The organism is Nocardia sp. NPDC003963, from assembly GCF_053605105.1.
Window position 1 is genome coordinate 18,869 of record NZ_JBSGIP010000012.1, and the last position, 12,615, is coordinate 31,483.

Here is a 12,615-nt window from a genome sequence, read left to right on the forward strand (position 1 = left end):
CGGTCGCCGGAGTTACCGCGGATGGGAGTCGTCGCCCGGAGCCGCGGGTCCGGCCCGCTTATTCGCGCACGTACCAGCGCAGGGTCGCGTAGGCGGTGAGGCCGGCGAACAGCACGCCGACCGGCATCACCATCAGCGCGGTGGTGAAGATGTCGTCGAAGGTGATCTGGGGGAAGACATTGCTGGCGAACAGGTCGCCGAGAGCCCGATCGATCACCAGCGGCCGGGCCACGAACAGGCCCGCGGTCGCCAGCAGACCACCCGCCAGCGAGGCGGCCACCGCTTCCAACAGGAACGGTAACTGGGTGTACCAGCGGGTGGCGCCCACCAGGCGCATGATGCTCACCTCCGTACGCCGGGTGAACGCCGCGATCTGCACCATGTTCGCGATCAACAGCAGCGCCGCCACCGCCTGCAGCAGTGCCATCCCGAACGCCGCGTTGCGCAGGCCGTCGAACAGGCTCACCAGCCGGTCCACGATGTCCTTGTCGTTGCGGACCATACCGACCCCGGGCTGACCGTAGAACTGCTCGTAGATCGTCGGATACAGCGAGGCGTCGCTCATCTTGACCCGTAGCGAGGCCGGCAGCGGGGTCTCGCTCACGTACTCCGCGAGTTCCGGCTGGTCCTTGAAGGTTTTCTCCTTCGCTTCGCGGACCGCCGCGTCCCGGTTGAGATACTGCACGTTCTCCACGCCGTCGACAGCCTGGAGATCGGCCATGAGCGGGCGGCACGGATCGTTCACGCAGTCGGGATCGGTCGCCGAGACCTCTTCGGTGAGGTACAGCCGCACCTCGAGCCGGTCCAGGAAGTACTGCTCGGTCTTGTCCGCGATGCGTACCGCCAGCAGACCGCCGCCGAGCATGGTCAGCGAGACCGCGGTGGTCAGGATCATCGCGATGGTCATGGTGACGTTGCGGCGCAGGCCTTCGGAGACCTCGCCGAACAGGAATCCCGCGCGCATTACCGGCCCACCTCGTAACCGCCCATGGCCTGGTCACGGACCAGATGACCTTCGTAGAGCTCCACCACGCGCCGGCGCATCCCGTCCACGATCAGCGGATCGTGGGTGGCCATGAGCACGGTGGTGCCCATCCGGTTGATGTGCTCGAGCAGCAGCATGATCTCGTAACTCGTCTCGGGGTCGAGGTTGCCGGTGGGCTCGTCGGCCAGCAGGACCAGCGGCCGGTTGACGAAGGCCCGGGCGATCGCGACCCGCTGCTGTTCGCCACCGGACAGTTCGGTCGGCAGCCGATCCGCCTTACCGCCCAGGCCGACCAGTTCGAGTACCTCGGGCACCGTCCGGTCGATGAACTGCCGGCGTTTCCCGATCACCTCCAGGGCGAACGCCACGTTCTGGGCGACGGTTCGCTGCTGCAGCAGCCGGAAATCCTGGAAAACGCATCCGATCCGCTGCCGCAATCGCGGCACCCGCCGCCCCGGCAGCCGGTCGACCCGGAAATCCGCGACCGAGATCTCGCCCTCGGTCGGTGTCTCTTCTTTGAGCAGCAACCGCATGAAGGTCGATTTGCCCGAGCCGGACGGACCGATGAGGAAGACGAACTCACCCTTGTCGATGTGGACGGTGACGTTTTCCAGCGCTGGTCGCGTAGCGGTCGGATACGACTTGCTGACGTTGCGCAGGGTGATCACGAGGAGTCAGTGTAACCATTCGATAACGAATCGGCCCGGGGGCCGGGTATCAGCTGCTAGCGGACCGGAATCACCTGGACGGGGACCTGGTGCACGGCCGGTACGGCGGGTGCGGGCTCCGGTTTCGGCGGCGTGATCTGATCGGGTTTGACGAACAGGTACAGGACGAAGGTCGCCACCCAGCCGCAGGCCAGGACCAGCGTCGATCTACGGGCGCGCATTGAGACCCTCCCGGCGCATGGCCGCGGCCACACGCACCCGCAGTTCGCGACTGACCTCGAACTGTTTACCCGGCAGCGTCCGGGCGACCATCCGGATGTTCATCTGGTCCACGGTCAGATCCTCCACACCCATCACCGTCGGCTCGTCGAGCAACAGCGGTTCGAGGCGGGGATCCTGGTAGGCCTGACCGCCCACCTCGTGCAGCACTTCGTTGATCCGGAGGATATCGGCACTCGCCGCGACCGGCACATCGATCGCGGCGCGGGCCCAATCCTTGGACAGGTTGGTGACTTTCACGATCTGGCCGTTCGGGACGGTGATCACCTCGCCGTCCGGATTACGCAATGTGGTGACCCGCAGCGTCACATCCTCGACGGTGCCCTCGGCCGGATTCTGGATACCGGCCACCGCGATCCGCACCACATCACCGAACCCGTACTGCCGCTCGGTGATGAGGAAGAAACCGGCCAGGATGTCCTGCACGATGCGCTGGGCACCGAAACCCAGCGCGGCACCCAGTACCGCGGCGGGCGCCACCAGACCCGACATCGAGAATCCCAGCCGCTGCAACACCTCCATCGCGACCAGCACATACGCGACGGTCAGCACTACCCAGGTGAGCACCTGGGCCAACGCGTGCCGATGCTTGGCCTCCTCGGAGCGGACCAGCGCGTCCCCGCCGCGGAAACCGGAATCGATCTTCTGTGTCACCCGGTCGCGGGCATAGGTGGCGAAACGGGCGAACAACATCGCCCCGAGTACCAGCAGCACGATCTCCAGGCCGGACGATCGCAGCCACGAGGTGATATCCGAGGACAACGCCGGCGCCGCCAAGGACACCGCCAGGGCCTCGGCCCCCTCCGAATGCATCAGACCACCTGCTCTCGCATGCACACCGAACGAACTCGCGGCGCCGCCCGGGAGCCGGGGTCCGCTAGCCCTCCTGCAGAACTGTACTCATCCGCCAGCGGATCCCGGATTCGATGAAGCCGTCGATATCGCCGTCGAGTACCGCGGAGGGATTGTTCACTTCGTAGTTCGTGCGCAGATCCTTGACCATCTGATACGGGTGCAGGACGTAGGACCGCATCTGGTTACCCCAGGACGCGCCTTCATTGGTCTTGAGCGCGTCCATCTGGGCGCGCTCCTCCTGCCGTTTACGTTCCAGCAGTTTGGCCTGCAGCACCCGCATGGCCGAAACCTTGTTCTGCAGCTGGGATTTCTCGTTCTGACAGGTGACCACGATCCCGGTGGGGATATGGGTGATCCGCACCGCCGAGTCCGTGGTGTTGACGCTCTGGCCGCCGGGGCCCGAGGACCGGTACACATCGACGCGGATATCGGTTTCCGGTACCTCGATATGGTCGGTGGTCTCCACCACCGGCAACACCTCGACCTCGGCGAACGAGGTCTGGCGGCGGCCCTGGTTGTCGAACGGGCTGATCCGCACCAGCCGGTGCGTGCCCATTTCCACCGAGAGCGTGCCGTAGGCGTACGGGGTCTTGACCGCGAAGGTCGCGCTCTTGATACCGGCCTCTTCGGCGTAGGAGGTGTCGTAGACCTCGACTCCGTACTTGTGCCGGTCGGCCCAGCGGATGTACATACGCATCAGCATCTCGGCCCAGTCGGCCGCGTCCACCCCGCCCGCGCCGGACCGGATATTGACCAGCGCGTCACGTTTGTCGTATTCACCCGACAGCAGGGTGCGGACCTCGAGGGCTTCCACATCGGTGTGCAGTGCGGCGCGTTCGGCATCGGCGTCGGCCAGTGCGCTGGTCTGCGCGGCGCCCTCTTCTTCCTCGGCCAGCTCGTAGAGCACCGGGAGATCCTCGAGCCGCTGCCGTAACTCCTCGACCCGGCGCAGTTCACCTTGGGCATGCGACAGCTCGCTGGTGACCCGCTGGGCGTGATCCTGGTCGTTCCAGAGCTCGGGATCGGCGGCCTGGTGCTCCAGCTCGTCTATGCGACGGCGCAGCTCCTCGATATCGAGGACCGATTCGACGGTCTTGAGAGTCGCGTCGAGTTCGGCGAGGTCGGCGGTCACGTCTGGATGCACGGTGTTCAAGGCTACTAGGAGGGTCCATCGCGGTGAAACCGCGCGGGCCGGTAGTGGTGAAACCGCGCGGGCCGGTAGTGGTCGGTAGCGGCCGCTGTTCAGCCCGGGACGGCGCGCAGGTTGCCGGGCCGGTGGCCGGTGAGCCGGTCCAGCGCCGCGGCCGTGGCCGGGTCGGCGGCGAGATGGACGATCAGTTGCTGATCGTCGTCGTCGGACAGGCCCAGGGTCTCGTACGCCAGCCGGAGAGGCCCGGCCGCGGGATGTGCCATCCGGGTGACTCCGGTGGCGGCGGGCAGATTGGGCACGGTGGCGACCCGATCGGTGAACGCCGCGCCCGCGGTGATGGTGAGCTGGTCGGCCAGCGCCGCGATCTCCGGGTCGGCGCGGAAGGGGCCCTGTTTCAGAGTGGCCACCATCTGATCGGCCAGATGGTCCCAATCCGGGTAGACCTCGCGGGCACGCGGATCGGTGAAGGTGAAATGGGCCAGGTTGGACCAGTGTTCCTCGTCCAGCGCACCGGTCGGCTCCATCAGCCGCCGGTAGCCGGCGGTGCAGGCGAGTACCTCGGTGAGCCGGTTGACCAGGACCGCCGCCGCCGGTTCCAGCTGTTCGAGCAGGGCCCGGACAGTCGGCCGGATCTCGCGGCCCGGCCGGGCCCGGCCCATACAGTTGAAGCCGGAATCGGCCTTGGTCAGCCGGTACAGGTGGACACGTTCGGCCGAGGTCAGTGCGAGCGCGTCACACAGCGCGGCGAGGACCTGGGGTGAGGGGTTACGGTCACGACCCTGTTCGAGCCGGGTGATGTATTCGACGCTGACCCCCGCGAGCGTAGCGAGTTCCGACCGCCGCAGCCCGGGCGCGCGCCGGCGCGCGCCGGTGGGCAGACCCACCTGAGCCGGGGTCACCGCGTCGCGTCTGCTGCGCAGGAACAGGCCCATCTCGTTCTCGCTCACAGCCCAACGGTACCGACGCGATACCGCCGCAGGGTGGCCGTGCCACTACCACTCTCGACGCGGTCTCCCAACCGGCCACGCGGCCCGGCAGATTCGAGGGGAACCGGCGGCCGTGGGGCCGCCCCGACCGAAGGAACACAGCATGTCCAGTACGCCACTGCGTCTCGCGGTGATCATCGGAAGCGTCCGCGAAGGTCGTTTCGGGCCGGTCGTCGCCTCGTGGATCACCGCCGAGGCCGCCCGCCACGATCGGTTCGAGATCGATGTGATCGATCTGGCCGAGGCCGAGATCCCACTGGAACTACCCGCCGTCTCCCCGGCACTGGAACCGAACCCGCAGCGCCCGGCGGGAATGCTCGACCTGACCGAACGGCTCGCGGCCGCCGACGCGTTCGTCATCGTGACCCCGGACTACAACCGCAGTTTCCCGGCATCCCTGAAGGCGGTCATCGACTGGCACTTCACCCAGTGGCAGGGCAAGGCGATCGCCTTCGTCGGCTACAGCGGGGCCAGCGGCGGACTCCTGGCCATCGAACAGTTGCGTCAGGTGTTCAACGAACTCGACGCCCACACCGTGCGCGAGTACGTCGCGTTCCCGCGCTACTACCTGTTGTTCGGGGAGGACGGGCAGTTGCTCGCGCCCGACGAGCCGGCGGCCGCGGCGCGGGTGATGCTGGACCGGCTGCACTGGTGGTCCGAGGCGCTGGTGGCGGCCCGCGCGGTAGCGGCCTGAACGAGCGCCGGCCGCGACAGTGCGACGGCACGGCGCGCGGTCGCGGCGGAACCGACTCGATAGTGTTCGGGTGTGGCTGCTCACTCCTCTGATCTCGAACTCGCGTTGCGCCTGGCCGACGAGGCGGACGCGATCACCCGGGAACGGTTCGGTGCCCTGGATCTGAAAGTCGACGCGAAACCGGATCTCACTCCGGTATCGGATGCCGACCTCGCCGTGGAGGAGGCCATCCGCCGGATCCTGCGGCACGGCCGTCCCGCGGACGCGGTGCTCGGCGAGGAATTCGGTGGAACCGCCGAATTCACCGGCCGGCAGTGGGTGGTGGACCCGATCGACGGCACCAAGAATTTCGTACGCGGCGTTCCGGTGTGGGCCACGCTCATCGCCTTGCTGGAGGACGGCGTACCCGTGGTCGGTGTGGTGAGCGCGCCCGCCCTGGCCCGCCGCTGGTGGGCCGCGGCGGGCCAGGGCGCGTGGTCGAGTTTCCATCCCGGGGCGCCGCAGCCGATCACGGTCAGCGCGGTATCCGATCTCGGGTCGGCCAGTCTCGCGTTCTCCAGTCTGTCCGGCTGGCGCGATCGCGGTCTGCGCGAGAAGTTCGTCGGCCTCACCGACGAGGTCTGGCGGGTCCGCGGTTACGGCGATTTCTTCAGCTACTGCCTGGTCGCCGAGGGCGCGGTGGATATCGCGGCCGAACCGGAGGTCTCGCTGTGGGATCTGGCCGCGCTGGACATCCTGGTCCGTGAGGCCGGCGGCACCTTCACGTCGCTCGACGGGCGGGCCGGGCCGCACGGCGGCGACGCGGTGGCGTCCAACGGTCTGCTGCACCGGCCGGTGCTGACCCACCTCGGCGGGTAGGCCGGGCGGCGGCCGACCGGCCCGCCGGTCGCGAAGGTGTGCCCGGCAGTGACGGTCGGTACCGGCGCCACCGAGAAGGGTGAATCGGTCAGCCCATGGTCTTCGCGCCGTCGAGCGCTTCGCGGATGATGTCCGCGTGCCCGGCGTGCTGCGTGGTCTCGGCGATGATGTGCAGCAGTACCCGGCGCGCCGACCAGTGGGTCTCCTGGAACCAGGGTGCCTTGGGCAGCGGCCAGGCGACGTTCAGGTCGGGCAGCGTGGCCACGATCTCGTCGGTCTGGCGCGCCACATCCGCGTAGGCGTCGAGTACCCCCGCGAGCGTTTCGCCGGGCAGCATCCGGAACTCGTTCTCCCGTGCCGCGAAATCCTCCGCGGTCATATCGTCGAAGTCCTTCGAGGACGCGGTGCCGTGCAGGACGAACTCCACCCAGGAGCGTTCGGCGCCGGTCACATGCTTGATCAGGCCACCCAGGCAGAGTTCGCTGGGTACCGGCCGCGCGGCCGCCTGTTCGTCGGTGAGATCGCGGGTGGTGAAGCGCAGGAAGAAGCGCGCCGCGCGCAGTTCCGCGAGCAGATCGGCCCGTTCGCCGGAGGGGGTCGCGGTGGTGCCGGTCTCGTGGAGGGTGGAGGTTTCGCTCATGATCTTCGCCTTCCGTCAGGGGTGTGGTTCTCGGTTCGCGTCCGCGTTCGAGACTCACGTTATGACCCCTAGCGGCCACTTTCTGTCCTCAATTGGCGGGCAGCCGAAAATCCCCGCGAACAGGCGGTCGTGCCGGCCGCTGCCTCACCTCCTGGTGGCGTCGGCCGGTGTGAGGTCGATACCGGGCGGTGGGCGCAGGCGCCGCAGCGCCCCGTCCATACCGGTCACGAACAGGGCCCAGGACTCCCCGTCCCGGGCGATCCGCACCGAGGTGGCGCCGTCGGGCGGCATCCGGATCGGATCCGGACGTTTGATCAGACCGGTGACGACAGCGCACCCGGATCCGGTCGCGGGATCGACCCGGTAGACCGCGCCCACTCCGTGATCGGCGACGTACAGATCCCCGTCCCGGGTTGCCTCCATATCGTCCGGGACAGCGAGCAGGTCCGGCGGACCGGCGACGACTCGGGCATCGGCGGGTGCGTTCAACGGGATCCGGAAGATACGCATGGTCAGGTTGCCGGTGTAGATCGATTCGCCGTCGGGGGCCAGGGCCAGGCCGTTGGTGAGCGGCAGCGGCGACCACGATTCGGTGAACTCCCCGGTCGACGGCCGGTACCGGGCGATGCCCGTGGGCGGGCCGCCCAGGACGCCGATCGTGCTGATCAGCAGGTCACCGTCGGGGAGCAGGAGCAGGCCGTTCGGGCCGCGCAGCCCGGTCCGGAGCACGGTCACCGTGCCGGTGTCGAGGTCGTAGCGTTGCAGTGTTCCCGGCGGGTCGGTCAGCCCGTCACCGGTCAGGAAGTACACCGAGCGGCCGGCCACCCGTACCCCGGCCGGATGCTCCAGCCCGGTCACCAGCTTCTCGAGCGTTCCGTCGGGGGCGACATGAGCGAGATAGCCGTCGACGATACCGGTGACATAGAACCCGCCGGCCCCGTCGGAATCCAGGTTCTCCAGATTGCCGGCCCCCTCGACGATCGTGGTCGACTCCCAGCCGTCCGCGCACATCGCCGGAAAGCCCTGTGCCTGCGCGGGCACCGTTCCCGCACAGGTCAGCGCCGTCGCGGCGGCGGCGAGCAATGCCCATCGAGCTCGTGCCGGTTTCCTGGATGCCATACCGGACAACCTAAGTGATCCGCATCGGTACCGCCTCGGATCGCGCCGCCGTGGTCGGTCGCGGCGGGTGGACGCGGTGCCGGTTCATCCACATGTGCGCACGGTGCCCGCGATCTCGATGCCCACCGCCGGACACCCCTCGGGCTGTCCGGCGGTGCTCGTAGGATGGGCCGCGTGGAACGCCCCGAACCTCTCACCGTGCCCCCTGTCGAGTCAGGTGCCGAATCCGATGCGGCGCAGCGGATTCTGAGTCGGGTGTTCGGTTACGACAGTTTCCGGGGCGAACAGCGCGCCATCGTCGACCAGGTGATCGGCGGCGGGGACGCGCTGGTACTGATGCCCACCGGCGGCGGCAAATCGCTGTGCTACCAGATTCCCGCCCTGGTCCGTGCCGGGACCGGGGTGGTGGTCTCCCCGCTGATCGCGCTCATGCAGGATCAGGTGGACGCGCTCAGCGCGCTCGGAGTGCGAGCCGGCTTCCTCAACTCCACCCAGTTCCCGGACGAACGGCGTGCGGTGGAGGCGCAGTTCGTGGCCGGTGAACTGGATCTGCTGTACCTCGCGCCCGAACGGCTGCGGATGGAATCCACCGCACAGCTGCTCGACCGGGGCGATATCGCGTTGTTCGCGATCGACGAGGCGCACTGTGTATCGCAGTGGGGCCACGATTTCCGGCCGGACTATCTCGCGCTGTCCATGCTGCACGAACGCTGGCCCCGGGTGCCCCGGATCGCGCTCACCGCCACCGCGACCGAGAAGACCCGCGACGAGATCATCACCCGGCTGGATCTGGGGGAGGCGCGGCGGTTCGTGGCCAGTTTCGACCGGCCCAATATCCAGTACCGTATCGAGCCGAAGAACCGGCCCGATCGTCAGCTCCTGGATTTCCTGCGTGCCGAGCATCCCGGGGATGCCGGAATCGTCTACTGCCTGTCCCGCAACTCGGTGGAGAAAACCGCCGCGTTCCTCACCGAGAACGGTATCCGGGCGGTCCCCTACCATGCCGGCCTGGACCATCGGACCCGTGCCGAGAACCAGGCCCGTTTCCTGCGGGAGGACGGTCTGGTGGTTGTCGCGACCATCGCGTTCGGTATGGGCATCGATAAACCCGATGTCCGTTTCGTCGCCCATCTCGATCTGCCCAAATCGGTCGAGGGCTACTACCAGGAGACCGGCCGCGCCGGCCGGGACGGACAGCCCTCGACCGCCTGGATGGTCTACGGCCTGCAGGACGTGGTGCAACAGCGCAAACTCATCGAAACCTCGGAGGGTGATGCCACGCACCGCCGTCAGCTACAGCTGCACCTCGACGCGATGCTCGCCCTCTGCGAGACGGTCGACTGCCGGCGGGCCCAGCTGCTGGCCTATTTCGGTCAGTCACCGCAGCCGTGCGGGAACTGTGACACCTGCCTGAACCCACCCGAATCCTGGGACGGTACCGTCGCCGCGCAGAAACTGCTCTCGGCCGTGCTGCGCCTGAAACGGGAGCGGGGCCAGAGCTTCGGAGCCGGCCACCTCATCGATATCCTGCTCGGTAAGCAGAATCAGAAGGTGCAGCAGTACGACCACCACGAACTCAGTGTTTTCGGCGTCGGCACCGATCTGCGTGATACCCAATGGCGCGGAGTGGTCCGCCAGCTACTGGCCCAGGGCCTGCTCGCGGTACACGGTGACTACGGAGTTCTCGCCCTGACCGAGGCCAGCGAGGCGGTGCTCTTCGACGGGCGCACGGTCCGATTGCGCCGCGAACCCGAACGACCCACGCCCTCACGGGCGGCCCGCAGCGCGAAATCCGGTAGATCGGCGCCCGCCGATCTCGATGCCGCCGATACCGGTCTGTTCGAGAAGTTGCGGCAGTGGCGCGCCGATACCGCCAAGGAGCAGGGTGTTCCCGCCTATGTGGTATTCCACGACGCCACCCTGCGCGATATCGCCGCGCGTAAGCCCGCCGATCTCGGCGCACTGGGGACGGTGAACGGTGTGGGTGAGAACAAGCTGGCGCGTTACGGAGAACAGGTTCTGGAGGTACTGGCGGCCGGATAGAGGGCTTGCGGGTGGAAGTCAGTGCTGCGGAACCGCTTTCATCCGATGATTCCTCCCGCCAGTGACGATAGGGGGCTGAACAGAGGGCCTAACCTGGCAGTATGTCCAACAAGCACACTCCGTGGTCGCGGTCACGCCACCGCGCAGGCTTGTCCGCCGATCGGATCGGCGGCTCGGACCCACGCGTCGTTCGCGCCGCGTCAGATCGCCGGTCCGAGGACCGTCCGGGGGTCGCCGGATCGCTCGAACCGCCCCGTCTCCTCGGCTCTGCCGCACAGCAGCCCGTGGCCGGCGATACACGCTCGGGGGCGTCCGCGCCCGACGAGGACGATCCATCCGACTGTTCGCCGACCCGCGGGCAGGGAGCGGGTGGCGAGGAAGTCACCGTGTCGAACGGGCCGCGGCCCGCTGCCGACCGGCCGGTAGCGGGTGATCCCCGAGGGCGGGCCGACCGTGATACCGATCGTGTTGATCAGCAGGCCACCTCCGGGGGGCAGGAGCAGGCCGTTCGGGCCGCGCTGCCCGGTCCGGAGCACCGCCACCGCGCCGGTGCGGAGGCGGCTCCGCACGGATCCCGGCTCGCGGAATACGCCTTCGCCGAAGCCGAAGCCGATACCGTGCCGTCGCGGGTCGCCCCGGTATCGCGGGTCGCGCACTCCGCACCGCCACCCGTAGCGCCCACGGAACACGCGCGTCGAGACGACTACGCCGGACAGTCCGCCGGAATCGGCGGCCCGGCCGATACCACCTGGTCGGTGCCGGAAGCCGAAGCCCTGGAACTGCTTCCGACCAACGGCCACGCACTGCTCGGCCTGTGCATCGGGGTCGTCGTGCTGCTCGCGGTGGGCTTTTTCTACCTCGGTCGGACGAGCGGTCCGGACTATGCCGCGGCGCCGACCGCCGCCACCGCGGTATCGACGATGACGCCCCGCGAGACCGCAGTTCCGGCGCCGGCCGAATCACCCGATATCGGCACCGGTTTCGCGTGGGGCAAAGTCCTCACCAACGACGGCAGCACACTCACGATCAAGAGCGAGATCAACCATTCCGAGATCGTCGTGCACACCGACGAGCACACCAAGGTCTATGTATTGGTCGCCAGCACGATCGAAGCCATCGCCGAGGGCGCTCCGATCGTGGTCTACGGCCGCAAGCACGAGGACGGGTCGATCTTCGCCGATTCCATCGCCGGTGTATCCCTGCGCGCGCTCGGCTCCGGCTAGGCCGATGGCCGGGTGGCCGGATGGCCGGGTGGCCGGTCCATCGGAAATCCGGTTAAGCGGTCACTATCCGACCGCAATCGGAGAACAATCGACAATATGGCCAATACGAGCACGCGGACGCTGCGCCTGCTGTCGCTGCTGCAGACCCACCGATACTGGCCCGGTAACGAGCTGGCCGAACGGCTGAAGGTATCGCCGCGGACCCTGCGCCGCGATATCGACCGGCTCCGGGAACTGGGCTATCCGGTCGAAGCCCAGCGTGGTGTCGACGGCGGTTATCAGCTGGCCGCCGGGGCGGCGCTGCCGCCGCTGATGGTCGACGACGACGAAGCCGTGGCGCTCGTGGTCGGACTCCAGTTCGCGATGCAGGGCATGGTCGAGGGCGTGGCGGAGTCCTCGGTGCGCGCGCTGGCGAAGGTGGTGCAGGTGATGCCGCCCCGGCTACGTAAACGGGTGGAGGCGATCCGGGCCATGACGGTACCCGGGGACTGGGGCGGAAGTAGGGCCGGTGTGGGCCCCGACCCGGCGACGCTCACCGCCGTCGCGCTGGCCTGCCGCGACAGTGAACGGTTGTGCTTCGGCTACACCGCCGCCGACGGCCGCCGCACCGATCGGCATGTCGAACCGCATCGCCTGGTATCCCTGGGGCGACGCTGGTACCTGGTGGCGTTCGACCTCACCCGCCACGATTGGCGCAGCTTCCGGATCGACCGGCTCACCGGCCCCGACGGCGACGGATCACGTTTCCGGCCCCGGGAACTCCCCACCGCCGACGCGGCGGAATTCGTGCGGTCCGGGGTGGACAATATGCCGCATCTGCACCGGATCGAAGTGCTGGTCTACGCCCCGGCCGAGACCGTCCGGCAGCGTCTCGGCCCCTGGGGCGATGTCGAGGAGCTGGATACCGGAAGTTGCCGGGTAGCGATGACCACCGATTCGCTGGACTGGCCCACGATGTCGCTGGGTTCGCTCGGCGCCGACTTCCGGGTCCTGGAACCCCCCGAACTGATCGAGCACATCCGGGCCTGGGGTGAGCGTTTCCGCCGTGCCCATCCGGAGCCGGCCGAGCCACCGGCCGCGTCGTGACCGGACACCGACCACCCCGGACCGGCACT

At 68.2% G+C, this 12,615-nt stretch carries 13 protein-coding genes; 5 read left to right on the forward strand and 8 right to left on the reverse strand.

Going from position 1 to position 12,615, the window contains the following annotated elements; translation table 11 throughout:
• Positions 1-58: 58 nt before the first annotated feature.
• The 6 genes from ftsX to ACWEWT_RS20540 form a co-directional block, all read right to left on the reverse strand.
• The gene (ftsX, locus tag ACWEWT_RS20515; protein ID WP_452561075.1) at positions 59-964 is read right to left on the reverse strand and encodes a permease-like cell division protein FtsX; all 906 of its coding nucleotides are present in this window, start codon (positions 962-964) and stop codon (positions 59-61) included.
• Complete coding sequence (gene ftsE / locus ACWEWT_RS20520; protein ID WP_452561076.1) at positions 964-1,653, reverse strand: cell division ATP-binding protein FtsE; 690 nt, start codon at positions 1,651-1,653, stop codon at positions 964-966. The genes ftsX and ftsE overlap by 1 nt, the downstream gene beginning before the upstream one ends.
• A gap of 56 nt (positions 1,654-1,709) precedes the next feature.
• On the reverse strand, positions 1,710-1,874 hold the full coding sequence (locus ACWEWT_RS20525; protein WP_452561078.1) for a hypothetical protein: 165 nt from the start codon (positions 1,872-1,874) through the stop codon (positions 1,710-1,712).
• Complete coding sequence (locus ACWEWT_RS20530) at positions 1,861-2,745, reverse strand: mechanosensitive ion channel family protein (protein ID WP_452561079.1); 885 nt, start codon at positions 2,743-2,745, stop codon at positions 1,861-1,863. The genes ACWEWT_RS20525 and ACWEWT_RS20530 overlap by 14 nt, the downstream gene beginning before the upstream one ends.
• Positions 2,746-2,809: 64 nt before the next feature.
• Complete coding sequence (gene prfB / locus ACWEWT_RS20535; RefSeq protein WP_452561080.1) at positions 2,810-3,931, reverse strand: peptide chain release factor 2; 1,122 nt, start codon at positions 3,929-3,931, stop codon at positions 2,810-2,812.
• Positions 3,932-4,029: 98 nt separating this feature from the next.
• A complete protein-coding gene (locus ACWEWT_RS20540; protein ID WP_452561082.1) occupies positions 4,030-4,884 on the reverse strand; it encodes a helix-turn-helix domain-containing protein in 855 nt (284 codons plus the stop codon).
• A 142-nt stretch (positions 4,885-5,026) separates the two neighbouring features.
• On the opposite strand from ACWEWT_RS20540, the gene ACWEWT_RS20545 reads away from it, so the two are divergent.
• Positions 5,027-5,617, forward strand: a complete 591-nt coding sequence (locus ACWEWT_RS20545) for an NADPH-dependent FMN reductase (protein WP_452561083.1) — start codon at positions 5,027-5,029, stop codon at positions 5,615-5,617.
• Between the two features lie 72 nt (positions 5,618-5,689).
• Positions 5,690-6,475: a histidinol-phosphatase gene (hisN, locus tag ACWEWT_RS20550; RefSeq protein WP_452561085.1), complete on the forward strand. Its 786-nt coding sequence runs from the start codon at positions 5,690-5,692 to the stop codon at positions 6,473-6,475.
• A gap of 88 nt (positions 6,476-6,563) precedes the next feature.
• On the opposite strand, the gene ACWEWT_RS20555 is transcribed toward hisN, so the two are convergent.
• Both ACWEWT_RS20555 and ACWEWT_RS20560 read right to left on the reverse strand, forming a co-directional pair.
• Positions 6,564-7,115: a DinB family protein gene (locus ACWEWT_RS20555; protein WP_452561086.1), complete on the reverse strand. Its 552-nt coding sequence runs from the start codon at positions 7,113-7,115 to the stop codon at positions 6,564-6,566.
• 144 nt (positions 7,116-7,259) lie between these two features.
• Positions 7,260-8,234, reverse strand: coding sequence for an SMP-30/gluconolactonase/LRE family protein (locus ACWEWT_RS20560; protein WP_452561087.1), 975 nt, complete (start codon positions 8,232-8,234; stop codon positions 7,260-7,262).
• 174 nt (positions 8,235-8,408) lie between these two features.
• Between ACWEWT_RS20560 and recQ the strand changes: the two genes are divergently transcribed.
• The 3 genes from recQ (at position 8,409) to ACWEWT_RS20575 (ending at position 12,586) form a co-directional block, all read left to right on the forward strand.
• The gene (gene recQ / locus ACWEWT_RS20565; RefSeq protein WP_452561089.1) at positions 8,409-10,277 is read left to right on the forward strand and encodes a DNA helicase RecQ; all 1,869 of its coding nucleotides are present in this window, start codon (positions 8,409-8,411) and stop codon (positions 10,275-10,277) included.
• Between the two features lie 386 nt (positions 10,278-10,663).
• Positions 10,664-11,500 (forward strand): hypothetical protein, encoded by an 837-nt coding sequence (locus ACWEWT_RS20570; protein ID WP_452561091.1) that lies wholly within the window; start codon positions 10,664-10,666, stop codon positions 11,498-11,500.
• A gap of 96 nt (positions 11,501-11,596) precedes the next feature.
• Positions 11,597-12,586: a helix-turn-helix transcriptional regulator gene (locus ACWEWT_RS20575; RefSeq protein WP_452561093.1), complete on the forward strand. Its 990-nt coding sequence runs from the start codon at positions 11,597-11,599 to the stop codon at positions 12,584-12,586.
• Positions 12,587-12,615: the final 29 nt, after the last annotated feature.